Source organism: Arthrobacter sp. W4I7 (assembly GCF_030816215.1).
GTDB classification, from domain to species: Bacteria; Actinomycetota; Actinomycetes; order Actinomycetales; family Micrococcaceae; genus Arthrobacter; species Arthrobacter siccitolerans_A.
In genome coordinates this window covers 1389404-1415578 of the sequence record NZ_JAUSXU010000001.1, presented here as the reverse complement: position 1 = coordinate 1415578, position 26175 = coordinate 1389404, and the positions used below count along the sequence as shown (strand labels likewise).

The 26175-nt window shown below is 65.2% G+C and carries 20 protein-coding genes; 9 read left to right on the top strand and 11 right to left on the bottom strand.

What is annotated here, in order from left to right; translation table 11 throughout:
* Nucleotides 1-19: 19 nt before the first annotated feature.
* The 3 genes from QF047_RS06520 to QF047_RS06510 are packed head-to-tail and all read right to left on the bottom strand — an operon-like array spanning nt 20 to nt 6878.
* Nucleotides 20-4873 carry an NAD-glutamate dehydrogenase gene (locus QF047_RS06520; protein WP_307274985.1) on the bottom strand — a complete coding sequence of 1618 codons (4854 nt, stop codon included), beginning with the start codon at nt 4871-4873 and terminating at the stop codon, nt 20-22.
* A 56-nt stretch (nt 4874-4929) separates the two neighbouring features.
* Nucleotides 4930-6237: a chromosome partitioning protein gene (locus tag QF047_RS06515; protein WP_307274983.1), complete on the bottom strand. Its 1308-nt coding sequence runs from the start codon at nt 6235-6237 to the stop codon at nt 4930-4932.
* The gene (locus QF047_RS06510; RefSeq protein WP_306634453.1) at nt 6234-6878 is read right to left on the bottom strand and encodes a hypothetical protein; all 645 of its coding nucleotides are present in this window, start codon (nt 6876-6878) and stop codon (nt 6234-6236) included. Before QF047_RS06510 ends, QF047_RS06515 begins: the two co-directional genes overlap by 4 nt.
* A 154-nt stretch (nt 6879-7032) precedes the next feature.
* Between QF047_RS06510 and QF047_RS06505 the strand changes: the two genes are divergently transcribed.
* Nucleotides 7033-7248, top strand: coding sequence for a helix-turn-helix domain-containing protein (locus QF047_RS06505; protein WP_306634455.1), 216 nt, complete (start codon nt 7033-7035; stop codon nt 7246-7248).
* 47 nt (nt 7249-7295) lie between these two features.
* Here the strand turns inward: QF047_RS06505 and QF047_RS06500 are convergent, their stop codons facing one another.
* Nucleotides 7296-7862 (bottom strand): hypothetical protein, encoded by a 567-nt coding sequence (locus tag QF047_RS06500; protein ID WP_307274979.1) that lies wholly within the window; start codon nt 7860-7862, stop codon nt 7296-7298.
* A 141-nt stretch (nt 7863-8003) separates the two neighbouring features.
* Here QF047_RS06500 and QF047_RS06495 point away from each other — a divergent pair, with 141 nt between their 5' ends.
* Together QF047_RS06495 and QF047_RS06490 are read left to right on the top strand one after the other, a co-directional pair.
* On the top strand, nt 8004-8834 hold the full coding sequence (locus QF047_RS06495) for a LysM peptidoglycan-binding domain-containing protein (RefSeq protein ID WP_307274977.1): 831 nt from the start codon (nt 8004-8006) through the stop codon (nt 8832-8834).
* Nucleotides 8835-8895: 61 nt separating this feature from the next.
* Nucleotides 8896-9387: an Rv3235 family protein gene (locus tag QF047_RS06490; RefSeq protein WP_307274976.1), complete on the top strand. Its 492-nt coding sequence runs from the start codon at nt 8896-8898 to the stop codon at nt 9385-9387.
* A gap of 116 nt (nt 9388-9503) precedes the next feature.
* Here the strand turns inward: QF047_RS06490 and secA are convergent, their stop codons facing one another.
* The 7 genes from secA to mtrA form a co-directional block, all read right to left on the bottom strand.
* Nucleotides 9504-12242 (bottom strand): preprotein translocase subunit SecA, encoded by a 2739-nt coding sequence (secA, locus tag QF047_RS06485; protein WP_307274974.1) that lies wholly within the window; start codon nt 12240-12242, stop codon nt 9504-9506.
* A 99-nt stretch (nt 12243-12341) separates the two neighbouring features.
* A complete protein-coding gene (locus tag QF047_RS06480; protein ID WP_307274971.1) occupies nt 12342-13553 on the bottom strand; it encodes a winged helix-turn-helix domain-containing protein in 1212 nt (403 codons plus the stop codon).
* Between the two features lie 32 nt (nt 13554-13585).
* Nucleotides 13586-14311 carry a ribosome hibernation-promoting factor, HPF/YfiA family gene (gene hpf, locus QF047_RS06475; RefSeq protein WP_306634465.1) on the bottom strand — a complete coding sequence of 242 codons (726 nt, stop codon included), beginning with the start codon at nt 14309-14311 and terminating at the stop codon, nt 13586-13588.
* Between the two features lie 144 nt (nt 14312-14455).
* The gene (locus tag QF047_RS06470) at nt 14456-15379 is read right to left on the bottom strand and encodes a ComF family protein (RefSeq protein ID WP_307274969.1); all 924 of its coding nucleotides are present in this window, start codon (nt 15377-15379) and stop codon (nt 14456-14458) included.
* Between the two features lie 80 nt (nt 15380-15459).
* The gene (locus QF047_RS06465) at nt 15460-17178 is read right to left on the bottom strand and encodes an LpqB family beta-propeller domain-containing protein (RefSeq protein WP_307274966.1); all 1719 of its coding nucleotides are present in this window, start codon (nt 17176-17178) and stop codon (nt 15460-15462) included.
* Entirely contained in the window at nt 17175-19085 is a 1911-nt protein-coding gene (gene mtrB, locus QF047_RS06460) for an MtrAB system histidine kinase MtrB (protein WP_373427749.1), read from the bottom strand. Before mtrB ends, QF047_RS06465 begins: the two co-directional genes overlap by 4 nt.
* The gene (mtrA, locus tag QF047_RS06455) at nt 19060-19734 is read right to left on the bottom strand and encodes an MtrAB system response regulator MtrA (protein ID WP_306634471.1); all 675 of its coding nucleotides are present in this window, start codon (nt 19732-19734) and stop codon (nt 19060-19062) included. The genes mtrB and mtrA overlap by 26 nt, the downstream gene beginning before the upstream one ends.
* 182 nt (nt 19735-19916) lie before the next feature.
* Between mtrA and QF047_RS06450 the strand changes: the two genes are divergently transcribed.
* The 6 genes from QF047_RS06450 to QF047_RS06425 are packed head-to-tail and all read left to right on the top strand — an operon-like array spanning nt 19917 to nt 26174.
* Nucleotides 19917-21233 (top strand): hypothetical protein, encoded by a 1317-nt coding sequence (locus QF047_RS06450; RefSeq protein ID WP_307274963.1) that lies wholly within the window; start codon nt 19917-19919, stop codon nt 21231-21233.
* Entirely contained in the window at nt 21223-21870 is a 648-nt protein-coding gene (locus QF047_RS06445) for a DUF4129 domain-containing protein (protein WP_307274961.1), read from the top strand. The genes QF047_RS06450 and QF047_RS06445 overlap by 11 nt, the downstream gene beginning before the upstream one ends.
* Nucleotides 21867-23084, top strand: coding sequence for a DUF4350 domain-containing protein (locus tag QF047_RS06440; RefSeq protein ID WP_307274959.1), 1218 nt, complete (start codon nt 21867-21869; stop codon nt 23082-23084). Before QF047_RS06445 ends, QF047_RS06440 begins: the two co-directional genes overlap by 4 nt.
* Nucleotides 23081-24121 carry a MoxR family ATPase gene (locus tag QF047_RS06435; protein ID WP_307274956.1) on the top strand — a complete coding sequence of 347 codons (1041 nt, stop codon included), beginning with the start codon at nt 23081-23083 and terminating at the stop codon, nt 24119-24121. The genes QF047_RS06440 and QF047_RS06435 overlap by 4 nt, the downstream gene beginning before the upstream one ends.
* Nucleotides 24121-25413 carry a DUF58 domain-containing protein gene (locus QF047_RS06430; protein WP_307274955.1) on the top strand — a complete coding sequence of 431 codons (1293 nt, stop codon included), beginning with the start codon at nt 24121-24123 and terminating at the stop codon, nt 25411-25413. Before QF047_RS06435 ends, QF047_RS06430 begins: the two co-directional genes overlap by 1 nt.
* Nucleotides 25414-25460: 47 nt before the next feature.
* Nucleotides 25461-26174, top strand: coding sequence for a DUF4166 domain-containing protein (locus tag QF047_RS06425; protein WP_307274954.1), 714 nt, complete (start codon nt 25461-25463; stop codon nt 26172-26174).
* Nucleotide 26175: the final 1 nt, after the last annotated feature.

Here is a 26175-nt window from a genome sequence, read left to right as displayed (position 1 = left end):
ATTTGCGACGCAGCACCAGCTAGCGTCGGACGATTGACCTCAAGAGCCTCAATGCTACCGACAGTGAGGCCATATCGTCGGCCTCGAGGGCATTCACCTCATCGAACATGCTCTTCGCCCGGCCCAACTGCTCCGCGTTCTGCGCTTCCCAGTCCTTGAGCCGCGCCTCTGGTGAATCGGCGGCAGCGGTGGCGTCCAGCACCGCCGTCGTCATGTCCGAAACTGTGGAGTACAGGTCATCGCGCAAGGCCGCACGGGCCAGCGCCTGCCACCGGTCCTGCCGCGGCAGGCTGCTGATCCGTTCCAGGAGTGAATCCGCGTGGAAGCGGTTGAAGACGGTGTAGTAGACCGCTGCGATCTCCTCCACCGGGTTCTTGCGAACCCGCGCGATCTTCGCGATGTCCAGCAGGACAAAGCTCTCGAACAGCTCCGCCCACCTCAGTGCCAGCCCTTCGGGCAGATCCCACTCGCGGGCCTTTTCAAGCCACCCGGCAACCCGGTCCCGGTCGTCGCCGCGCAGGTAGTCCAGCAGGCGGGCACGCATCGGGTCCACAAGGGGCTTGAATTCCTCCACAACGTCGGCAATCGGACGGGACACGCTTCCCTGCCCCAGCAACCACCGGACGGCCCGGTCAAGCAACCGCCGGATGTCCAGGTGGACGGTACTCCAGTGCTCGGTGGGGAACGACGCCGGCAGGCTGTTGAGCTCCTCGACCATGGCATCGAACTCGTAGACTTCGCGGAGGGCAACGAACGCTTTCGCCACAGCAACTTCGGAGGCCGATGTCTCTTCCATGGTCCGGAAGGCGAAGGTGATACCGCCGAGGTTGATCATGTCGTTGGCCACCACCGTGGCGATGATTTCGCGGCGCAGCGGATGGGTGTCCAGCTCCGCGTCAAAGCGGTCCCGCAGCTGCTGCGGGAAGTAGGCCCGCAGCGTCTTCCGGAACCACGGATCGTCTGCCAGGTCGCTGTCCCGCAGCGCGGTGGCCAGCTCGATCTTGGCGTAGGCGGCCAGCACGGACAGCTCCGGCGAGGTCAGGCCCTGGCCCTGCTGCAGCCGCTCCTGCAGCTCCGCCGTCGTTGGCAGCGCCTCAAGCTCCCGGTTCAGGTCGGCTTTCTTCTCCAGCCAGTCCATCAGCCGTTCGTAGCTCGGGCTCCACTCGGCCACGCGGGTACGGTCGTTCAGCAGCAGGATGTTCTGGTCGATGTTGTCCTCAAGGACCAGGCGGCCCACCTCGTCGGTCATCGACGCCAGGAAACCGGCCCGCTCTTCCGCGGACAGCTTCCCGGCAGCCACCATCCGGTCCACGAAGATCTTGATATTGACCTCGTGGTCCGAGCAGTCAACGCCGGCAGAGTTGTCGATGGCGTCGGTGTTGAGGATGACCCCCTGCAGCGCCGCCTCAATGCGGCCCCGCTGCGTCATGCCGAGGTTTCCGCCTTCGCCGACCACCTTGACGCGCAGGTCTTTGCCGTCAACGCGGATCGGATCATTGGCCTTGTCCCCCACCGAGGCGTTGGTCTCGGTGCTCGCCTTGACGTAGGTTCCGATGCCGCCGTTGTACAGCAGGTCGGCGGGGGCCAGCAGGATCGCGCGCAGGAGTTCCGGCGGGCTGAGTTCCGTGGTGTCCGCGGGAAGTCCCAGTGCCGCCCGCACCTGGGCCGACACCGGAATCGACTTGGCCTGGCGGGCGAACACGCCCCCGCCTTCACTGATCAGGGATTTGTTGTAGTCGTCCCACGAAGACCTGGACAGTTCGAACAACCGTTGCCGTTCCACGAACGAGGTCTCCTCGTCCGGGTTGGGGTCGAGGAAGATGTGGCGGTGGTCGAACGCCGCGATCAGCCGGATGTGGCGGGAAAGGAGCATGCCGTTGCCGAACACGTCGCCGGACATATCCCCCACACCCACCACGCTGAACGGCTGCGTCTGCGTGTCCAGGTCGAGCTCACTGAAGTGCCGCTTCACTGATTCCCAGGCACCGCGGGCGGTGATGCCCATGGCCTTGTGGTCGTAGCCCACCGATCCGCCGGAGGCAAAGGCATCCCCCAGCCAGAACCCGTATTCTGCGGCCAGCCCGTTCGCGATGTCCGAGAAGGTTGCGGTTCCCTTGTCGGCCGCCACCACGAGGTAGGAATCGTCGTCGTCGTGCCTGACAACGTCCGACGGCGGCACGAGCCGCTCGCCGTCACCCTCCGTCAGCAGGTTGTCGGTGAGGTCGAGCAGGCCGCGGATGAACGTTTTGTAGCTTTCGATGCCTTCAGCCATCCAGGCGGACCGGTCCACGGCAGGATCCGGGAGCTGCTTGGCAAAGAAACCGCCCTTGGCCCCGGTGGGCACGATGACCGCGTTCTTTACCGTCTGCGCCTTCACCAGGCCAAGGACTTCCGTGCGGAAATCCTCACGCCGGTCGGACCAGCGCAGGCCGCCGCGGGCCACCTTGCCGAACCGGAGGTGGACGCCCTCGACCCTGGGGGCATAGACCCAGATCTCGAACATCGGGCGCGGGAACGGCAGCCCCTTGATCCGGGCAGGATCCAGTTTGAAGCTCAGGTGCGGCTTGTACTGGTAGAAGTTGGTCCGGAGCGTGGATTCGATCAGGTTAAGGAAGGTCCGCAGGATCCGGTCGGCGTCCAGGGTGGCCACCTTTTCAATGGCCTCTTCCAGTGCTTCACGGACAGAAGCTTGGGCCTCAACCCGCTGGTCTGCGCTCAGCGAAGGATCGAAGCGCGCGGCGAAAAGCGCACTGAGGCCCCTTGTCACATCCGGGTTCGCGAGCAGGGTGTCCGCCATAAAACCGAAGGAGTTGGTGTTGCCCATCTGGCGCATGTACCGGGCGTAGGCGCGCAGCACCGTAATCTGCCGCCACTGCAGTCCCTCCCGCAGGACCAGCCGGTCAAAGGCGTCGGACTCTGCAGCGCCTGTCACCGCGGCACCGAAGGAATCGGCAAGCAGCTCATTAGTGGCCAGCGGATCCACGCCGGCGGGGTATTTCAGGCCGAGATCGTACAGGAAGAAGTCGCGGCGGTCCGCGGTCTCGATCTCGAAGGGGCGCTCGTCAAGCACCTCCAGGCCAAGGTTGTGGAAGAAGGGAAGGATCTGGCTCAGGCTCTTCGGCTCCAGCATGTAGAGCTTGACCCGGGCATCCTCCTCCAGCGTTGCCCCCGCCCCTTCCGGGAGGTAGACGTGCACGCCGGGGCGTTCCTGCTTTGCACCTGCCGTCCGTTCTGCGGCCGCACCGTATTTTTCGAAGCGGGCGATGTCCTCGAGGGCGTCCTCAACTTCGTAATCCACCCGGTAGCCCGCCGGGAACGCTTCAGACCAGATGGCTGCCAGCTCCTTGGCGCCGGATACTTCCCCGCTTTCGCGCAGGACCTCGGCGATGCCCTCGCTCCAGGAGCGGGCGGCAAGCACCAGGCGCTTTTCCAGTTCCTCGGTGTTGACATGGCTGACGTCCGCGCCCTTGGGCAGGCGGATGCGGAAGAAGAGCCTGGCGAGGGCAGACTCTGTCATCCGCGCTTCGTAGTCAATGGATACCGCTTGGAAGGTTTCCCGCAGTTCCTGCTCAATGCGTAGCCGGACATTGGTGGTGTACCTGTCCCTGGGCAGGTAGACGACAGCGGACATAAAGCGGCCGTAGATGTCGGGCCGCAGGAAGAGCCGGGTTCGCCGGCGCTCCTGCAGTTTCTGGATGCCCAGGGCCGTCGCGGCGAGATCCGGGACCTCAATCTGGAAGAGTTCATCCCGGGGGTAGGTTTCCAGGATGCCGAGGAGGTCCTTGCCGGAGTGGGAGTCCGGCGGGAAGCCAGCGGTGTTCAGGACGGCATCGACTTTTTCCCGGACGATAGGAATGTTGCGGACCGAGCCGGTGTAGGCGCTGGTGGCGAAGAGGCCGATAAAGCGCTGCTCGCCGTTAACATTGCCTGCGGCGTCGAAACTCTTGACGCCGATGTAGTCGAGGTAAGCGGAGCGGTGGACGGTGGAGCGCGAGTTGGCCTTTGTGATGACAAGGGCACGCTTTTCGCGTGCTTTCTTCCTGCCGGTGTCAGTCAGGTGCTGGATGTGCGGTGAGTCCGCGGCGGCGCGCAACAGTCCGAGGCCGCTGTCTTCACGCAGTTCCAGGACGTCTTCCCCGTCCACGTTGACGAGGTCGTATTCGCGGTAGCCGAGAAAAGTGAAGTTGCCGTCGTCGAGCCAGTGCAGGAGGTCCTTCGCCTGGCGCAGCTCCGCGATCTGCGCCGGGTTGGCCACCTTGTCCAGGTTCTCGGCGATCTCCAGCGCCTTCTGGCGCATCTTCGGCCAGTCTTCAACCGCAGCCCGGACATCATTGAGCACCCGTTGCAGGCCTTCCAGGAGCGAGGCCTTGGCTTCGTCCGAGACGCGGTTGATCTCGACGGCGATCCACGACTCCATGTGCGAGGCGTTTTCGCCCTGCGCTATCAGGTGGGAAAGGCTGGGCATGGCAGCAGTATCGCCGCTGGAGATGCCGATATGGGAGGGTACCTTGTTGACCTTCACCAGGGCGCCGGTTTCCCTGTTGCGGGCGGCAACAAACAGAGGGTGGACCACCAGCTTGATGGCCGCGTGCTGGCGGACCAGTTCTGCGTTGACGGAATCAACGAGGAAGGGCATGTCGTCAGTGACAACGAAGACCACGCTGCTGTCTTCCTCATCAGCAATGGAGATCTTCGCCTGGCCGGGGTTCCGGATGGAAGCAAGGTCCCGGTGCTTTTCCGCCCGGGCGGCCAGCACATCCCCGGGGTAGCCCCGGGCGTCCTCTTCGGCCAGGTGCTCATAGTAGTCCCCGAGAAAGCCTTCATGGCCTTCAATGGAAAGGGGCTGATCCTCCACGCTGGATCCAGACGACATCGACAAACGCCTCCATCACAAGTCTTGGCTGCATCGTCGCAGCTCTTACGGCGAGCCTAGTCTTTTAGTTTCCGCCGTGCTGTGGAAGAAAATACAGAGGTTTTCGATTTTTGCTGGGCGGGTGCACAAACGAGTTCGGCGATGGCCCGCCGAAGCGGAGAATCCGGTGCGGCCTCGAGCAGCAGTGAGCCTCCGAGCAGCGCCGCATCCGCCGCCGCTCCGTCATCCGGCAGGAAGGCTTTGATCTCGGAAGCCGGACCGTACCGCGCCCAGGCGTCCCGCAGTTGCCGCTCAGGACCCCGGCCCACGGATGAGGAGCGAACCTTATTCATCACGACGACGGGTGCGGCCTGCGGTACCGCAGCCTCAAGCTCCGCGAGGCCGCGTACAAGTCGCGGTACTCCTACAGGATCCGCGGCGCCGACGGCGTAGACGGTGTCCGCGAGCTCAAGCGAACGCAGGGTAGCCGCGTTCCGCCGGGGAGCCATGGTGTCAAAACTGAGTTCCTCGTCAGCTTCGAGGCAGAAGCCGGTGTCCACCACAACAACCTCGGCAATCTGCCTGGCACGCTCAAGCACCAAGGCCAAGGCCGATGCGCGCAGTTCGGTCCAGCGATCCGCCCGGGTGATCCCGGTAAGCACCCGGAAGGAACCCAGTTTTGTGGCAACAGGAGTGGCCACTTTCTTCAACGCCTTCGCATCCAGCAGGCCCTGGTCGGCGAGCCTGCAGGCCTGGGCGAGGCCAGCGGATTCGTCCATGAGGCCCAGCACCGCGGCGATGCTCGCCCCGTAGCTGTCGGCATCGACGAGGAGGACCGTCTTTCCTTCAGCGGTCAACTCACCGGCGATATTGGCTGCAAGGATTGTCCGGCCCGGCGATCCCGCTGGCCCCCAAACTGCGACGATTTGCCCGGGCCCAGGCTCGTCGGGGCTCGTCCCGGTATCCGCTTCAACGGTGGCGAGGGCCGCGCCGGGATCGGCCGGGGAGCTGCGGTGCGCTCCCCGCGGTCCGCCCCCGGTAAGGAGGGCCACCGCCTCGGCAATCCTGTCCGACAGCACCGCGGATTCCACCCCCGTCAAAGCTGAGGCCACTCCTATCCCACGCAGTCTCGCAGCTTCCTCAACGGAGTCGGTCAGGGCGATCACGGCCACGCCCACCGCGCCCAGCCGGTCAACGAGGGAGGCGGTGAGATCCTGGGATCCATCGGCTACCACCGCCGCCCGCGCAAGACCGCTTTGGCACGCTGCCAGCAGTTCTGTGAGTTCCGCGCATCTCCGCACCACTGTCACTGGTCCATGCAGGCGTTCGAGCCCGCCGACCAGGTCCTCGCGGCTCTGGCCGACGGTGACGACGGGAATGCTCATCGGGTTCCGCCCCCTGGATTCCAGACCACGGAAATTTTCGCTTCGTTGGCCTGTGCGCCGAGCAGGGCGGGCATCCGGGTGTCTTCGACGAGCACCATCAGGACGGTGGTCCGGGACGACCCGAGGGCAGTGGTCCCTTCAGCGACCTCCGCTATCTCAGCACCGGGGAGAAGGAGTTTCGGTTCACTGAATCCATTCCGGGCGTCGGGCTGGGCCACCCAGACGTCTACCCTGGCGCCGGGAACCGCCTGGGCCGGCAGCGCCTCTTCAATGTTCAGGGCAACGGGCTTGCGGTCAAGTTCGTCCACTGAGCCGAGGCTGGCCCGCGGAACGAGTTGGTCCTTGCCGATCCTTTGCACGGCAACAACGCCTTCCGGCAACCCCGACTCGGCGGTAATGTACTGGGACTCGGTCTCACCCAGCCTGACCTTGGCGCGGATTACGTTCTCTGAAGTGAGTTTTTCGCCCACCGCGATGCCGTCCCGGGCAGCATAGACCTCTGTGGTCCGGTCCGCGCTGCCCACCAGGAAAACGACACCCGCCACTGAGGCCAGCACCAGGAGGACACCTACCAGCAGGCGGGGATCCTTCCAGGAAGGTTGTTTCAACCTGGCCGCCGTGGCAGATGACTCAGGAACCATTACCTTTTCTCCCCCCAATGTGCACCGGGTAACACGTTGTGCCCCGACTCCCCATTGTTGCGGCAGGGGCCTTGGAACAAAAGCCAAAAATACAAACAAGATCAAATTGTGGATAACGCCAGCAAAGTGCATCCAGCGGTGGCAAAATGGTTGCATGCCCAGGTTTCTTACGCTTGCAGACGTCGCGGAACAGCTCCAGATCAATTCCCCGGCTGCCTACGCCCTGGTGCGGAGCGGCGAGCTCAAGGCCATTCAGGTGGGTGGGCGCGGCCAGTGGCGGGTCGAGGAAAAGATGCTTGAGCAGTACATCGAGGAACGCTATGCCGAGGCCAGCCGGATGATCCAGCAGTCCAAGTCGAAGTCTGTCTGACTCCTCCTTACGCCCGCTTCCCGCCCGAACTGGCAGCTTCCTGAACCTCACCTGGCTGTCCGGAGCGACCGGATGGCTGCCAGCGCAGTGAATGGAATGGTGGCAACCTGGCCGACTTGATGGCTGCGCCGCACCTCACCGGAATTGAGGACTGCGAGGTCAAGGTAGTCCTTCCCAACACGGTCAATCACCCCGGCCAACCGCACAGACCCCGAAGCGTTTCCCACCAGTACCGTGAGTTCCGCCCGGTCCCTGGCCATGCCGCGCAAGGCGTGGTTGAGCCCCAAACGCTTGCGGACTGAGGACGTTTCCGTGACCGAGATCCTGCCCAGTCCCACGTAACGTGTTGCGGCTGCATAAGGAATAAGGATTTGGTGCTGTTCCTCGTCCAGGACCAGCGCATCTCCGCCGGCATGCATCAGTGCGCCTGCAAACGACTCGCCCGACGCCAGGTAGACGGTCAGCCGGCAGCCCAACACCCCGCGCAGCCGGTCCGCGAGCTCCAGGCCGACCAACTCCGCCCTCGCTCGCTCGTTAATCTCCGCGTCCACGGCCAGCCGGTCCGCCTCGGTGAATTGGCTTTCCAGGTCATTGAAGAGTGCATCCCAGCGCATCCGGCCAGCGTAAAGCGCGATTACCGCCGGGTCAACGCACCCGACTTTTTCTCTCCAACGTCTGGACAAAGAAAGAGAGAGCAGAGCAAACTGAGACTAGTTACGACAAACAACATCAAACTGCATCAAAAGGGACACCTGATGGCAAAGAAAGCTGGATCGAATACTTGGACGGATGCCATCAGCGCTGTGGCCATCCTGCTGCTTGGTGTACTGCTCTTTGTTGTCGGCGCCGGTTTGCTTGAGCAATGGCAGAAGTCCGGGGCTGGTCGCCAGGGACTCCAGGCAGAGGACCTGCTGGCAGCAGCGGCAGCAGTGAGTGGAGCGCTCCTGGTTGGCTGGTGGTTTCTGTCCCTGCTTCTGGCCGGAGCCTCAACTGTTCTGGACCGGATGGGCAAAATTCGCGCCGCTGCTGCAACGCGCAGGCTGTCCCCGGCATTTATGCAGCGGCTTGTTCTTGCCGCCCTCTCGGTCCAACTGGTGGCGGGGCCAGCCGCGCATGCAGATACGGCGGGTCCGGGACCGGAGTGGGCCCCCACCCAACAGCACGTATCAACCGCCCCGACGGATCCTGGAACCGGCACCGGCTCAGCAGGTCCCGAAGATGGTGGAGATAGCACCGACCCGCGGATAGCCCATCAACCGCTTGAGGAAGCCCGGAAGGACAACGCAGCTGCCCCGTCCACAGTTGAGCCGGGCTGGCAGCCTGCCGCCCCGGTGGTCAGTCCAGGGCTCCTAGTGGCTCCCGCGTCGCGCATCGTCGATAGCGCCGGAACGGGAGCCGCATCCGTGACGGTCCTCTCCGGGGACACATTGTGGGACATCGCCGCATCGGCCATGGGGCCGGGAGCAACAGATGTGGAGGTCGCTCTGGAGTGGCCGCGATGGTTCGAGGCCAACCGTGCCATCATCGGCCAGAATCCCGATGCGCTGCTTCCGGGGCAAATTCTTCAGCCGCCGTCCGCGAAATAACCACGGGCCGGGCTCGCAAGAATCCCGGCGCTTACTACCACCGCAAACTAAGGGGAAAGCAATGACTGCAGTGACACCGATCAGGGCCGGACAGCGACCTGGCAGGGCCGAGGATCCGCCGCCCCGGCATGTGGTGCCGGTTCCTGGCCGCGGCTTAGCGCCAGTCCAAACGGGAACTCCTGCAGGTTTGCGGCCCGTTGATGAGCTGTCCGAGGTGCGTGCCATCACCCGCGGGACGGTTCAGGCCGCCATGGAAGTCCTGGCGGGAATCCGCCCGGTCCACCAACTCGCCCGCAGGCTCGATCCACGGTGCCTGTCGGCGCTGCAGCACCGCGCCTGCCTGATTCGACGCGAAGCGGCCCGGACCAACAATCCCACTCTGGCACGGCTGCACAGGAATTCCAGTGTCCGCTCGGTCCGCGTTTGCGAGGTGGCTGAGGGAATTTACGAGGCCAGTGCAGTAGTGATGGACGACGTCCGTGCCCGGGCCGTGGCCGTCCGACTGGAGCGAAGCAAGCAGGTATGGCGCGTCACTGAACTTGTCATTGGCTGAGGGACCCGCGTCCCCGGAGCGCTACCGGAACTGTCTACAAACAGGAGCAGGGCCGGGAAATACATCCCGGCCCTGCTCCTTATTCTTACCTGTCCGCCGGCTTGCTCAGCGTGCGGTCAGCGCTTCTTCTTCTTGGCAGGCCGCTTGGCAGCGTCCTGGGCCGCTGCCTTGGCCGGGTTACCCGAACGTCCCGAAGAGCGCGTTTCCACCCGGGTCTGCGTACCGCCGTCCTCGCGGGGCGCCGTGTACTGCAGCTGGGCAGGCTGCGCCGGTGCTTCCAGGCCGGCCGCCCGAACCTGCGGCTCAACGTGCTCTGTGTGCCCGCCCTGGTCGTCCGCAACAACCACGTCCTGGGCAGGAGTGACTTCCACTTCAAGGTTGAAGAGGAAACCAACGCTTTCCTCGCGGATGGCCTCCATCATGCTCTGGAACATGGCGAAGCCCTCACGCTGGTATTCAACGAGCGGGTCACGTTGGGCCATGGCGCGCAGGCCGATGCCCTCCTTGAGGTAGTCCATCTCATAAAGGTGTTCCTGCCATTTGCGCCCGATGACTGACAGGACTACCCGGCGCTCCAGCTCGCGCATGCTCTCGGAGCCAATCGCCTCTTCCCGGGACTGGTACACCAGACGGGCGTCGGACAACAGCTCTTCCTTCAGCATCTCGACGGTGAGCCTGGACTTTCCGCCGGCTTCCTCGATGATCTCTTCAGGTGTGACACTGACGGGGTAGAGCGTTTTGAGGTTGGTCCAGAGCTGGTGGAAGTCCCAGTCGTCGCCGTTGCCTTCCGCCGTGGCAGCGTCGATGAGCGCGGTGATGGTGTCCTCCACAAAGAACTGCACCTTTTCGTGCAGGTCGTCGCCCTCAAGGATCCGGCGGCGGTCGCTGTAGATGGCCTCGCGCTGGCGGTTGAGGACGTCGTCGTACTTCAGGACGTTCTTGCGCTGCTCGGCGTTGCGCCCCTCCACCTGGCCCTGCGCGGAAGCGATGGCGCGCGAGACAAGTTTGGATTCCAGCGCGACGTCGTCCGGCACTGAGCTGTTCATCAGGCGTTCCGCCGCGCCGGAGTTGAAGAGGCGCATGAGGTCGTCGGTAAGCGAAAGGTAGAACCGGGATTCGCCCGGGTCACCTTGACGGCCGGAACGGCCGCGGAGCTGGTTGTCGATGCGCCGGGATTCGTGCCGTTCGGTGCCCAGCACGTACAGGCCGCCCAAGTTCAGGACTTCCTCGTGTTCGTCCTTGACGGACTGCTTTGCACCTTCGAGGGCCTCAGGCCAGGCGGACTCGTACTCCTCCGAGTTCTCTTCCGGGTCGAGGCCGCGCTTTGCCAGCTCGGCCACGGCGGTGAATTCGGCATTGCCGCCGAGCATGATGTCGGTACCGCGGCCGGCCATGTTGGTTGCAACGGTGACGGCGCCCTTGCGGCCCGCCTGGGCCACAATGGCAGCTTCCCGTGCGTGGTTCTTCGCGTTCAGGACCTCGTGGCGGATGCCTTCCTTGGCGAGGAGCCGGGACAAGTATTCGCTTTTCTCGACGCTGGTGGTACCCACGAGCACCGGCTGGCCATTTTCGTGCCGCTCAGCGATGTCCTTGACGACGGCGTCGAACTTAACGGTCTCGTTCTTGAAAACCAGGTCCGCCTGGTCGATCCGCTGCATGTCACGGTTGGTGGGGATAGGCACCACTCCGAGTTTGTAGGTACCCATAAATTCCGCTGCCTCGGTCTCGGCAGTACCGGTCATGCCGGAGAGCTTGTGGTACATGCGGAAGTAGTTCTGCAGCGTCACCGTGGCCAGCGTCTGGTTCTCAGCCTTGATCTCAACGCCCTCTTTGGCCTCAATGGCCTGGTGCATGCCCTCGTTGTAGCGGCGGCCGGCGAGGATACGTCCGGTGTGCTCGTCAACGATCAGGACCTCGCCGTCAAGGATGACGTAGTCCTTGTCCCGCTTGAAAAGTTCCTTGGCCTTGATGGCGTTGTTAAGGAACCCGATCAGGGGCGTGTTGGCCGATTCGTACAGGTTCTCGACTCCGAGGTAGTCCTCAACCTTTTCGATGCCGCTTTCCAGGACACCGACCGTACGCTTCTTCTCGTCAACCTCGTAATCCTTCTCGGACTGCAGCCGCAGGACCACCTTGGCGAATTCGCTGTACCAGCGGTTGGTGTCGCCCTGGGCCGGCCCGGAAATGATGAGCGGCGTACGTGCCTCGTCAATGAGGATGGAGTCCACTTCGTCAACGATGGCGAAGTTGTGCCCGCGCTGGACCAGTTCGGCCCTGTCCCAGGCCATGTTGTCGCGGAGGTAATCGAAACCGAATTCGTTGTTGGTGCCGTACGTGATGTCGGCGGCGTACTGCTCGCGCCGGACCGCGGGATCCTGGTTTGAAAGGATGCACCCGCTGGTAAGGCCAAGGAAACGGTACACCCGGCCCATGAGGTCGGACTGGTATTCAGCCAGGTAGTCATTCACGGTGACGACGTGGACACCCTTGCCGGTAAGCGCATTGAGGTAGGCAGGAGCAGTTGCCACCAGGGTCTTGCCTTCACCGGTCTTCATTTCTGCAATGTTGCCCAGGTGCAGCGCGGCGCCGCCCATCAACTGGACATCGAAATGGCGCATGCCCAGGGTGCGTGAAGACGCTTCCCGGACCGCGGCAAAGGCCTCCGGAAGCAGGTCGTCAAGCTTCTCGCCGTCCTGGTGGCGTTCGCGCAGCCGGTCCGTTTCCTCGCGCAGTTCGGCATCCGTGAAGGTCTTGAATGAATCTTCAAGGGCATTGATGGAATCGGCATAGTTCCGCAGTTGCCGGAGGGTTTTCTTGTCACCCGTGCGGAGAAGTTTTTCGATAAGTGATGCCACGTGAAGATGCTCCCAGTCGTTGCCGCCGAATTCTGGCGTTTTTAGTCTACGGGAGAGACACGGGACCGGTGCTTGTTTTCCCTCAGAGCGGACCGCGGGCTATCCGCAGGCCACAGCCCGGCCGAGTTCCCCGGCGAGATCGCCCTGCGGGCAGACCTCCACGCCGGGCAGTCCCAGCCAGTCCGCCATCAGTCGGAGCTCCGCGGCGAGTTCGACGGCGGTGTCCAGCGGGGCGCCAGGCTCGGCAAAGGCGGATCTGGCGAGCAGTGTCCCGCCTGCCCGGTCGGCCTTCAGGTCCACCCGTGCCACTATCCGGTCGCGCAGGAGGAAGGGAAGAACGTAATAGCCGTACCGCCGCTTGTGTTCCGGCGTGTAGATCTCGATCCGGTAGTGGAAGCCGAACAGTTCCTCGAGCCGGCGCCGTTCAAAGACCAGGGAGTCGAACGGGCTCAGCAGGGCCCGGCCCGTCGCACTCCGTGGCAGCCTGGCCGCCGAGTGAAGGAAGACTTCACGGTTCCATCCCGTGACAGTCACTGGCTGCAGCCTGCCGGACTCCACCAGATGCTCCACTGACGCCGCCGCGGCTTTGACAGGAGTGCGGAAGTAGTCGGCGAAACACCTGACGGTGCCGATCCCGTGGGCTTCCGCGGCCGCATCAATCAGCCGATGCAGGGCCGGAACGGGGTCAGCTTGCGCCGGCTCCACAATTTGATGGTGGGGAAGCACCCGCGCGGTGAGCGTATACCGCCGCTCAAATTGCTCCGTCCTGGAGGCCGCCGAAACGAGGCCCTCTTCGAAGAGGTGCTCCAGTACCCTCTTGACCGCACTCCAGTTCCAGCCCCAGTTGGCGTTCTGCTTTTCCTCGACATGGCCGATCCTGTCCGCAATCTGGGCGGCAGTCAAAGGGCGTGCCGTCGCCAGCATGTCCAGGATCCGCGCGGAAATGGTGGCGCGGAGGGCGGGATCCATGCTGTGGGCACCCACCCAGGAGCGTTTCTGCCACAGGCGAAGGTCGGAGAAGTGCTCGGGCCGGATGTAGCTGGCTTCATGCGCCCAGTACTCCATCATGCGCCGCGGGTGGGTGGCCGACATCCGCTGGAGGATGCTGCGGTCGTAGTTGCCGAGCCTGGAGAAGAAAGGGAGGAAGTGGCTGCGGGCGAGGACGTTGACGGAATCGATCTGGACAAGCTGGAGCCGGGCAAAGGTCCGGCCCACCGTCCGTGATGACACGGGTCCGGTGGGCCGTCCTTTGTCGAGTCCTTGTGCTGCCAAAGCGATCCGCCGGGCCTGGTCCAGGCTCAGCGTGGCCACATCAGTCCTCTCAATGGGTGGTGTTTACCACCCTAGGCGTTGGCTGCTGCGTCGTCAGAACGGTACGCGAGAATTTTTTCTTCAACCAAAGTGTCGCCCGGTTCGCATTCGTGGTCCAGGGTGATGACCCCGTAGGTCCAGCCGCGGCGCCGGTAGACGACAGACGGGGTATTCGTAGCCTTATCCACGAAAAGGTAGAAATCGTGGCCGACAAGTTCCATGTTGTCCACGGCATCGTCGAGCGAAAGCGAGGCGGCCGGGAAGACCTTGCGCCGGATCAGGACCGGAGAATTCCCGGCCGGGATGTCATTATCGACATCATAGGGAGACTTTTCTGCGGGGGCCGGCGCAACGTCGTCGCGGTGGCTCGCCTCGGCATATATCGGTTCGTTGGCGCTGGCTGGTTCCAGCGTGGCGGTGGCTTCACGGACAGCTTTTGGGGTGTGGCGTCCGTGATGGACCTTCTTGCGGTCCTTGGCACGGCGGAGGCGCTCGAGGAGCTTGTTGTATGCGAGGTCGAATGCAGCGAACTTGTCAGCGGCGCTTGCTTCGGCACGGATCACCGGCCCCCTGCCCAGGACGGTCACTTCAACAGTCAGCTGGTCGCCGGTCTGCCGTGAGTTGGTCTCCTTTGAAACTTTTGCATCGACGCGCTGGACCTTGTCCCCCAGCGACTCAATTTTCGAGATCTTCTCCCCGGCATATTCGCGGAACCGGTCTGAAACTGTCAGATTTCGTCCGCTGATCATAAACTCCATGGTGCCCTCCAAATGACTTCGGTGACACGACGGCAGCACTTCGCTGGGCCGATCTGTTTGACAGTCAAGCCCCTTTCCGAGCCGCCATCGACAGGTACATTCTGTTCTTGGTACCCACCACCGACGTTAGTTCATAGCCATCGGTTATTCATCCTTTCCTGGTTTATTTTTTTCCAAGTCATGCCCCTCTCCCCGGGCTTCAGCGGATGCGGCGCCGGAGCCGGCAGAGTCCGGCGCGCGTGTCGCGGCGAGGACCACCGCGCCTGCCACGACGGCCCCCGCCAAGTGCAGCGCCCGGGCCGCTTCCGAGAGTGTCGCGCCTGTCGTGAGGACGTCGTCGACAATGACGCAGCGGTGGCCGGGCAGCCGTTTCCGGCCCCGCTGGTGGACACGCATGGACCCCCGCACCCGCCGGGCACGGCCGCCACGGTCCAGGCCTTTTTGGCCTCCGGGCAGCTGTAGAACGCTCGTTCCGCTCTTTTCCAGCACGTGCGCCACGCGAAGTTCCGGGAGCTGCCGCGACACCTTCCGCAAGAGCAGGTGGACCGGGCTGAAGCCACGCTTCAGGAACGCTGCGTTGCTGGTGGGCACGGGCACCAGGCAGATCCCCTCCGCGCCGTCCGTTGCTGCTCGAACGGCGCCGGCGAGCGCCCGGCCGAGGCTGTCCCCGAGCTGGTGTTGGCCGTGCCGTTTGAAAGAAAGGAGGGCCTGCGCCAGTTCCTCCCTGTACACGCCTGCGGCCACCACTGGCAACAGCACCGTCCCATCGACGTCCATCAGGGCAGGAGCTCCGCGCTCAGCCCGGAAGGGCTCGTGCGTCAGCCGGCGGATGTTGCGGTCGCAAGCGATGCACAGCGCACGGTCTTCGGCTCCGCAGCACACGCAGTCCACTGGAACAGCGAGCGCGAGGAGGTCCCCGGCTGCACCCGCAGCCTGATCGACCAGGCGCAGCAAGGCGCTTTGGTGATCGGACCGGTGCCTGGCGTGCCGCTCCGCCGGCGGGACGAGGTCCGGATCGACCCGGACGGTCCGTGGTGCCCTGCCCGGCGCCCTAAGTCTGTTGCTCACGGATCAAGCATCTGCCCGGCCGCCGCTGACGGACACGCCATCAAAGGCCTATGTGGACAGGACCGGAAAGAACACCCGGTTCAGCCGGGGAACGACGGATCGATAGGTCCCTTGATCTGCGGCGACCAGCCGTTGCCCAGCCGCTGGAAGACGCCCTCCCCGGATTGTGCGTAGATTTCCTCCGGACCGTTGCCGGCGCTGAGGGCCACGAGTCCCGGCCAGGGGGCCAGTTGCTGCGGCTGCCCCGACGTGAGCGAGAGCAACTCCGGGGTGACGTTCGAACCGGCGGCCCCCTTCATTACGGCAACGGTGGTATCGCTGACCCACACACCCTGGTCCGGTCCGCTTTCGGTGGCCAGCGTAACGGGTGGCGTGAGCTCGCGGGGAGTCCCGTCGCCGCCCCGGATGACGCCGGTTACCTGGACCCGGGTTTTACCGTTTTGCTCGGAAATCACCAGCGCCCGGACTCCCTCGCGGGAGATCCGGAAGTCCTTGACCGTCCGTCCTGCCAGCCAGGCCGGCGTCAGCGTGACCGCGGGTACGGTGGCTCCCTCCGCCACTCCTGTGGGCCGGAACGCGACAACTTCAGTTCCCCCCTCAGCCCCGGGTCCCGCCGACCACAGCCAGCCGCTAAGGCCGAAGGACGGCCGGGTCAGGGTGCTTCGTGTGGTGAGCGCCCGTGCAGGTTGGCCGGGGTTGATGCTGTACAGGGTGGTGCGGCTGTCGTTGAGGAAGGCTGCCGTCTGCGATGCCGGCGATTCGGCGGGGAACCGCGGCGCGAGCGAGGACACCGGCTGCATGTCCGGCAGCGGCGAAATCCTGTTGTTCTCATACCGCACGAGATCGTTGCCGCTCACCGCAATCTGGCGCGACGGCACGCTCCTGTCCACTACCGGCGGCAGGACCGAGCCGTTGTCCTCCACCCGGACCAGGTCCTGGTTCGCGCGGAGTTCGACGTTGACCACGTCCGGCTGGCTGCGGAAGGTCAAAGTCAACTGCATCTGCATTCGTAGCCGGTCTTCGGGCGAAGTATCCGTCAGTTCCTTGGCGGTCAGGTCCACCTGGGCCGCCCCGGAGACAACAGGAACCGACTCCCGGGCCAGCTTGATGCCTGAAGGAAAGGCGCTGGCCACGGCGCCCCGCAGGTACGGCGCGGGCCCTGCGAGCAGTGCACTGGTCATCGCCTTGACGGTCTTGTTCTTGATAAACCAGCGCACGTCCGGGACCGCATACGTAAACGTGGGGTCATAGAAGTAGATGGGGTACGCACCGTAGATCACCTTGAAGGTTTCTTCGGCGATGGCTGTTCCATCCGGCAGGGCAGAAATCCGCCATTGCCCGTCCACCTGGGTGACAGTGACGGGGATTTTTTCGATAGTCCCTTCCGGCGACTGGGTTGCTATCCCGTCGGCATCCACGGTGTAGGCGACGTCGAGCTCGTAGTTGTACACATTTTCGGCCTCGCCGGCCACTACCTTGGCTTCCCGGTAGACGAGGGCACGCTGGTCCGGCTTCCACGAAACGGACGAAGCCTGCGTCAGATACTGGCGCGCCACAGCGTAGTCGTCCTCGTAGCCGCTGCCGGCACGGTAGAAGTAATCGATGATCGTTTCCGGTGGCGCCCCGGCCTGCGGCGCAGCCGGCAGGAATACCGGCGCACTGAGGTTGCCCGCGCTGCTCTCACTGCTTTTGCCCACCGGCCCGGACGTGGGAATCCGGGCGCAGCCCGCCAGCAGGGCCAGCAGAAGCACCAGCAATGAAGCCGCCAGCCTGGCCCGCGGTGTACTGCGGCCCGTCATGGGGTCTCCTTCGGGGCGGCCGCCGGAGCAAGCGGAGTGCCGGCCTCAAGGACCAGCATGTTCCTGTTGTCTGTTTCGCCAGGAATGATGATGTCCTTCGGTTCCAGCTGCACGGGCGACTTGTCGATTTCTTCCCCCTGGCGCAGGGACAGGGTCAGCCGGAAGTTCGCACCGCTGCCCTTCTTGCCCCATGCCTGCAGCCACCCGTTGTGAAGTTTGGTGTCCTCCATCGCGATGGAGAGCCCGAGGCCGCTGCCTCCGGTGGTGCGGGCTCGGGCAGGATCTGCCCGCCAGAACCTGTCGAAGACCCGCGCGGCTTCGGCCGGCGCCATGCCAATGCCGTGGTCCCGGACTGCGATCCCGACGGCGGTCTGGCTGGCTGCCACGGTGACTGTCACCGGCTTCCCCTCTCCGTGTTCCACAGCGTTGAGGATGAGGTTCCGCAGGATCCGGTCGATCCGTCGGGCATCCATCTCCACGATGACGGCACCGGCCGGTGCACTGAGCAGGATCTCGGAGCCGTACTCGGCGGCGACGGGCGCTGCGCCTTCGATCACGTGGGCCACCACCTGCAGGATGTCTTCCGGTTCGGCGTCGAGCATGGCAACACCGGCATCGAAGCGGGAGATTTCCAGCAGGTCCGACAGGAGTGACTGGAACCGCTCCACCTGGTTGTACAGGAGTTCTGCGGAACGCTTGTTGATGGGGTCGAAATCATCCCGCGCGTCGTAGAGCACTTCGGCGGCCATCCGGACTGTGGTCAGCGGCGTCCGCAGTTCATGCGAGACGTCGGACACGAAGCGCTGCTGCATCTGGGACAGCGTAGCCAGCTGGGTGATCTGCTCCTGGAGGCTGGCGGCCATGTGGTTAAAGGAGGCACCAAGGCGGGCCACCTCGTCCTCACCCCGGACCACCATCCGCTCCTGCAGCTGGCCGGCGGCGAGTTTTTCGGAGACCATCGCGGCATGGCTCACGGGGCTGACCACATTGTGTGTGACGTACCAGGCGATGGCACCGATCATCAGGACCAGCACCGCTCCGCCGGCCCACAGTACGCTTTGAATTTCGTTGAGGGTCTGCTGGGCGGTGTTGAGGTCGTAGATCAGGTACAGCTCATAAACAGTGCCGTTGAACGTCACCTTGTTTCCGACGGCGATACCGGGACGGTCCTCGGTCCCTACCGGGATGACGGTTGAGGCCCAGTACTGGTCCTTGCCCGATTCCTGGACCGCCTTGCGCAGTTCCGGCGGGATAACGCTGACCGTCAGCTGGTCAGAGGCCCGTGACTCCACCCAGCGGTTCCGCGGCTTCGTCTGTTCAGGCATGGCCTCAAAGACGTATCTCCGCTGGATCACCGAGCCGCGCCCCTCCACGGCGTTCAGAGTGTCGTACACCAGGGTGATGACACTGGACTGGTCGGTGACCTGGGCGCCGTCGAACGTGTCCTGCACCTGCTTGACGTTGTAGCGCGTCTCGGACTCCGCCTGGGTCAGCCGCTCCTGGAAGAGGTTGTTGGCGATCTGGTTCGAAAGGTAGGCGCCCACCACGGCGAAAGACGTGACGGCCAGGAGCAGGGTAGTGAGGACTGTGCGGAACTGCAGCGACCGGCGCCACCGCCGCTGCAGTGCCCGTCCTATATAGCGGAGTGCCGGGAGGAACCTGCGGAACCCTGTCCACACCAGCCGGGCGACGCGCAGGCTGACAATCAGGGCACGCCGTTGCCAGATCCTGGCCCGAAAGGAAAGCCGCTGCAGGCCTGCAGTGCGGGCATCAGTATGTTCCGGGCCACTGTTGTGCTCCGGCCGGCGGGGCCCGCCTGCGGGTTCGGGAGAACTTCCCGCGGTGGGCTCGTTTGCAGGTCCCCCGTGGGGAACTGCGGGGTCAGGCCCCTGCTTTGTAGCCGACACCACGCACCGTTAAGACAACTTCCGGGGCTTCCGGATCCTGCTCGATTTTGGACCGGAGGCGCTGGACATGGACATTGACCAGCCGCGTGTCGGCGGCGTGGCGGTAGCCCCAGACCTGCTCAAGGAGCAGTTCGCGGGTGAACACCTGCCACGGTTTGCGGGCAAGGGCCACCAGGAGATCGAACTCCAGGGGCGTCAGGGAAATCCGCTCGTTGCCCCGGCTCACCGTGTGACCGGCGACGTCGATGGTGATGTCGGCGATCTTCAGCGTTTCGGGGGCCTTCTGGTCGCCGGGACGTAGCCGGGCGCGCACGCGCGCCACGAGTTCGGCGGGTTTGAACGGCTTGGGCACATAGTCGTCGGCGCCGGATTCAAGCCCGCGGACGACGTCTGAGGTGTCCGACTTGGCGGTCAGCATCACGATGGGCACGTCCGACTCCGCGCGGATCTGCCGGCATACCTCGATGCCATCCACTCCGGGAAGCATAAGGTCCAGCAGGACCAGGTCCGGCCTCGATGAACGGAAAATGTCGAGCGCCTTGGCGCCGTCGCCGCAGAAGACTGGTTCGAAGCCGTCATTGCGAAGAACAATTCCGATCATTTCGGCCAGCGCTTCGTCATCGTCTACCACCAGAATGCGTGCCTTCATAGTTATATATTCCCTTATCAGACAGGCTTTGTCCTGTTCAGGACGTTGCGGCATGGCGGAACGCTAGGTAGGCATGCGGCCGAACTATAGGCTGGGAGCATTGCCGGAGGTTCCCGGTGCCCACCGTTCCGTTGCGGCCGGGCCTGGCTTCAGAGGCACTGGTACAGGGGGAAGGAACACGGGTGTCAGAACAGGATCCGGGCGCGGAGCGGCCCCAGGGCCCGGGCGGGCAGCAGCCCCAGTGGGGCCAGCCGCCCGGGCCAGGCCAGCCGCCTGCATGGGGTCAACAGCCACAGTGGGGCCAGCCGCCCGGGCCAGGCCAGCCGCCTGCATGGGGTCAACAGCCACAGTGGGGCCAGCAACCCCAATGGGGCCAGCAGCAAGGGCAGCAGCCCTGGGGTTCACCCCAGCCTCCCTACCCGGGCTCCCCCTACGGCCAGCCCCGCTACGTGGCGCCGCCTAAACCGGGAATCGTCCCGCTTCGGCCCCTGATGTTCGGTGAGATCCTGGACGGCTCCTTCCAGACAATCCGGCGGAACGCCAAAGCCATGCTCGGCGCTTCCCTCCTCGCCCAGTCGTTCGCTGCGATCCTTGCCGCTGTGATCACGGTCGTGACGGCAACATCGATGGTCTCCATCGAAGCCTGGGCAGAAAGCGCCACCCCGGCTGACTTCGCCTCACTCGGCTTCGGATTCCTGGCCGCCGTCCTGCTGGTTGCAATCCTGACCCTCTTCATCTCGGCTGTCCTCCAGGGAGCCATGGTGGTGCCGGTGGCCCGATCCATCCTCAACCGCCCCACTGGATTCCGGCAGATGTGGATCCTGGCCCGTTCCCGGGCCTGGACGCTGGTCCGCCTGGCCGCGTTGATGATGCTGGCCGGCCTGCTCGCGTTCATACTGCCCGCAGGCGTGGCCGTCGCGGTGATCTCCACCATGGAACGTGCGGGGATCCTGCTCCTCATCCCCCTGATTCCCGCTGTTGTTGCCTTGCTCACCTGGATCTATATCAAGCTGATGGTGGCGCCGGCCGCCGTCGTCATCGAAGAGCTGGGTGCGCTTGAGGCCTTGCGACGATCGTGGTCGCTGACCCGCGCCAACTGGTGGCGGATCTTCGGGATCACCCTGGTGGTCAGCATCCTGGTGGGCATCATCGGGCAGGTGGTCATGATCCCGGTGAGCCTGCTGCCCACGTTCCTCTCCGGTTTCCTCTCACCGCACGCGGGCAGTGAGCAGGACATCACGGTGGCGGTTGCTGTAGGGGTGGCCACTGCCATCGTGGGTGCCCTGGTAGGGGCCGTGGGGTACGCCTTCCAGACGTCGGTGATGGCCTTGATCTACATGGATCTCCGGATGCGCAAGGACGGCCTGGACATCGCACTGCTCCGCCAGCTGGAAACCGGGGCGGATCCGGACGGCATACCGGGCCGCAGCATTGCTGCAACGGGGCCGGGAACGGTTCCCGGAACCGGCCAGGCCGGGGTTTGGCCGGATGTCCGCTGAGCCTCCTCTGCTGCCCACAGCGGAGGAAGCCCGCCGCTGGGCCGCAGAGGAACTGGCCAAATCCGAATACCGGGAAGCTGAGCCTGGCTGGCTCGACTCGCTGTGGCGCGGTTTCCTCGACTGGCTGCGGTCCTTGGACGGGCCACCGGGAAGCGATGCGCCGGTGCCGAGCCCTGTCATTGGGATTGTCATCGCCCTGGTCATTGCCGTTGCCGTAATCCTGGCCCGGCCCCGCCTGAACCCCAAAGCCCGGCAGGCAAAGGAAGTCTTCGAGCCGGACAGCGCACTCACTGCCCCCGGTTACCGGCAGCGCGCAGAAGCTGCTGCTGCGGCCGGGAAGTGGGGGGACGCCGTCGTCGACCGCTTCCGCGCACTGGTCCGTTCGGCCGAAGACCGCATCGTGCTGGAACCCCAGCCGGGCCGGACCGCGGACGAAGCCGCCCTGGCCCTGTCCCGGCCCTTCCCTGCGGAAGCAGCGAGCCTGGATGAAGCGGCCAGGACCTTCGACGCAGTCCGCTACGGAAACTGGGCGGCCGGCAGCCTTGACTATAAGGCCATGACAAGGCTCGACACCGATCTCGAGGCCCGCAAACCCTTACGGCACGATGCGGCGCAGGACGCGGCGGTGCTGCCATGACCGAAGCGGTTCAGGAAGTAGCAGTACCGGAAACCCGGGGAGGCAAAAACACCGGCGCGGACTCCCTGACTGCGGCTGGAGGAAAGCCGTTCCGCTGGCTCCGGCGGCACCGCGGCATGGCGGCCCTGGCGGCCGTGGTTGCCGCCGCGTTGGGCCTGGTCGTCTGGGGGCAACTGGCTCCCAAGGGGGACGGCCTTCCCCTGTCAGTCCACAACCCGGAGCCGGAGGGGGCACGGGCAGTCAGCGAGATCCTCGGCCGCCACGGCGTTAAGGTCACCGACGCCACAAGCTTTGAGGCAGCCATGGCCGGCTTGGCGGACAGCGACTCCCCCACCCTCCTGCTCTACGACAGGGACGGGTTCCTCGATGACGCCCGGCTGCTCGAGCTGGCAGACGCGGCCGGCCGGGTGGTGGTGATTGCGCCCAGGCTGCAGACTCTTGCCATGCTGGACAGCGGTATCAGGCAGGCAGGTGTGGTGCCCGAGTCATCGCCGGTATTGGAGCCCGGCTGTTCCCTGCCGGACGCCGCGGCTGCCGGCCAGGTCACCGGGGAGTCGGGCTTCGTGTACGACGGCGGGACGTCCTGTTACCGGCCCGCCGGCTCCGCCGCCGGGCTGCTGGCCATCAGCGGCGATGGCCGCGTCACCGTACTGGGCAGTACCGCGGTGCTCAGCAACGAAGGACTCGGCCAACTCGGCAACGCGGCCCTCGCGATCCGGACGCTCGGCAGCTCGGCGGACCTGATCTGGTACCTGCCGTCCGTTGCGGACATGGACACCACGGGTTCCCCCCAAACACTCGACGAGCTCGCACCGGACTGGTCGCGCTTCATTGGGCCCTGGCTTGCCCTGGTGGCACTGGCGGCCATCCTGTGGCGGGGCCGGCGGCATGGGCCGCTGGTCTTCGAGCCCCTGCCCGTGGTGGTCAAGGCAGTGGAAACAGCGGAGGGACGGGCCCGCCTGTATCAGGATGCGCACGCCATCGATCGGGCGCGGGACAACCTGCGGGCCGGGACACTGGTGCGGCTGGCAGGGAAACTCCGCCTTGGCCCGGCCGCCACCGCCGATGAAGCTGCGGAGGCGGTGGCCCGGTTCCTGGCCCGCCCCTCCCATGACATCAAGCAGCTCCTTGAAGAACATCCGCGCACCGAGGCACGGCTGGTGACCTGGGCGCGGGAACTGAACACCCTAGAGAAAGAGGTCAGTAGCCGATGAGCGAACAAGGCAGCGGCCCCCGGGTCCTTGATTCCACTGGACACGATTCCACTGGGCACAATTCGAACGGGCATGAGCCGGCTGGGCATGCTTCAGCCCGGCAGGCCCTCCTGGATGTGCGCCATGAGGTGGCCAAAGCCGTGGTGGGTCAGGACGCCACGGTCACGGGCATGCTGATCGCCCTGCTGTCGCAGGGGCATGTGCTGCTGGAAGGTGTGCCCGGAGTGGCCAAGACCCTGCTGGTGCGCTCATTGTCCGCCGCCCTGAGCCTGGACACCAAGAGGGTGCAGTTCACCCCCGACCTGATGCCGGGCGACGTCACCGGATCCCTGGTCCACGACTCGCACACCTCGGAATTCTCGTTCCGGGAGGGTCCCGTGTTCACCAATCTCCTGCTGGCCGACGAAATCAACCGCACACCGCCCAAGACGCAGGCATCACTGCTTGAGGCCATGGAGGAGCGGCAGGTCTCCGTGGACGGCACCTCCCGCCCGCTGCCCTCGCCGTTTCTCGTGGCCGCCACCCAGAACCCGGTGGAGTACGAGGGCACCTATCCGCTTCCCGAGGCACAGCTGGACCGGTTCCTGCTGAAGCTCACCATGCCGCTGCCGGAGCGCCACGACGAGATCGAGGTCATCCGGCGGCACGCCGCTGGCTTTGATCCCCGCGACCTGGCAGGCGCCGGCGTCCGTGCCGTGGCGGGCGCCGCCGATCTCGAGCGCGCGCGGCAGGCGGTGGCCACTGTGGCAGTGGAACCCGAGATCATCGCCTACATCGTGGACCTGGTGCGGGCCACCCGTTCGGCGCCGTCGTTCCAGCTTGGGGTTTCGCCCCGCGGTGCCACGGCGCTGCTGAACACGTCCCGCGCCTGGGCCTGGCTGTCGGGAAGGAGCTATGTCACCCCTGACGACGTCAAGGCCCTGGCGCTGCCCTGCCTGCGGCACCGGGTGACGCTGCAGCCGGAAGCACAGATGGACGGGGTCTGGGTGGATGACGTGCTGGGCAGCATCCTGGCTTCAGTTCCAGTGCCGCGCTGATGGCCATCTCCGGGCGTTTCGTGCTGCTGGTCCTGGTGGGCCTGGTACCGGTCCTGCTGCTGCCCGGCTGGGGTACATTCTTCCTCGTGGCCGGCGGCCTGGCGGCCCTGGCGGCCGTTGACCTGGTCCTGGCCGGTTCCCCGCGCCGGATCCGCATCGTGCGCCGGGAGCTTGGCAACGTGACTTTGCATGGGACCGCCGAGTCCGTACTCACCGTGACCAACGACGGCGGCCGGCGGCTGCGCGGAACGCTCCGCGATGCCTGGCAGCCCTCTGCAGGAGCCCGGCATCCGGTACAGGATCTTGAGGTTCCGGCCGATGAAAGCCGCCGGGTAACCGTGCGCCTGCGGCCGATCCGGCGTGGAGACCTCAAGGCACCGCATGTCACTGTGCGAAGCTTCGGACCGCTGCTGCTGGCGGCCCGCCAGCGGACCATCGACTGCCCCGGGCTGTTGCGGGTCCTCCCTCCCTTCCATTCCCGGCGGCACCTGCCCTCCAAGCTGCGGAAGCTCCGCGAACTGGACGGCAAGGCTGCAGTGCAGATCAGGGGTGCCGGCACGGAATTCGACTCCCTGCGTGACTACGTCCGCGGCGACGACGTCCGGTCCATCGACTGGCGTGCAACAGCCCGGCGATCCGCGGTGGTGGTGCGCACCTGGCGGCCGGAACGCGACCGCCGCGTTGTGATGCTCCTGGATACATCGCGGACATCCGCAGCGAGGATCGGCGACGAGCCACGGCTGGACACCGGCATGGAAGCCGCCCTGCTCCTGGGTGTCCTCGCCGAACGGGGCGGGGACAGGGTTGATTTCCTGGCGTTCGACCGGCGCACCCGGGCCAGGGCCGGATCAGCGGGTCAGGGCAACCTCCTGGGCCAACTGGTCCAGGCCATGGCGCCGCTGGAAGCCGAACTCATCGAACTGGACTGGCAGGCAATCCCGGCGCAGGTACGCGCCGTATCCGCGCACCGGTCCCTGGTGGTGCTGCTGACCTCACTGGACGGCGGCGCACCCGAGGAAGGCCTGATTCCCACCGCTGCACAACTGGCCCGTCAGCATGTTGTGGTGGTGGCAGCGGTGCGGGACCCCCAGCTCGGCCTGATGCTGCAGGAGCGTGACAGTGCCGCCGGCGTCTTCCGGGCAGCCGCCGCCGAACGCTCGCTCCTGCAGCGGGCAGCAGTGACGGCAGAGCTTCGCCGGCAAGGTGTGGAGGTGGTGGACGCAGAGCCGCAGGAACTGCCGCCCCGGCTGGCCGACATGTACATCAGGCTCAAGGCGGCAGGTAGATTGTGAACGTCCGGCAAGCCCCCTGTCCGCCCGCGTCACGAGGAGGTTCCTCCATGAACATTCCCATATACCAGCAGGTCCTCGGACCGGACTACGGCCGGTTGCAGCCCGAACTGCAGGAGTACTTTTCGCTCGCCCCGGGCTCCGGCCAGTACGGTGTGGGCGAGGGGACCTTCGACGTGGTGGGCTGCCGGCAGGACTGGCTGCGTCCCCTGCTGCGGCTCACCGGCGGTGAGGAAGCGTTCTTTCCCGAGTACGGGGAGAACGTCCCGTTCCGGATCGAGAACCACGCACACCAGGATCCCTTTGGCCGGTCCAGCCTGACGGCCCGCCGCGAAATCCGGTTTCCCGGGCGCACGCGGATCTTCCAGGACACCACCAGCGGGACCCGCCGGAACGGGGCACACCAGCTGGTTGATTATGTTGGCCGGTACCGGCGCCTGGTGACGGACCTGAACCTGAGCGTCACGGCGGAGGGACGGCTTCGCGGGGTGTCGGAAGCCTCGAGGCTGTTTCTTGGCCGCCTCCGCATTCCGCTTCCCGCCGCACTGGATGCGAAAGCCTATGCGGAGCAGTGGTGGGACCCGGCCGAAGGAAGCAACGGCAGGCACCGCATCCAGGTCAAGGTGATCCAGCCCCAAATCGGCCTGGTCCTGGTCTATGCGGGCAGCTTTGACTACCGGCTGCGCCCCTACACCGGAGGAAGCTCCGCGCAGAGCTTCCTGCCGCGCTACGCCCAGCCGGACCGCTGGGAAAACCGGGTCTGAC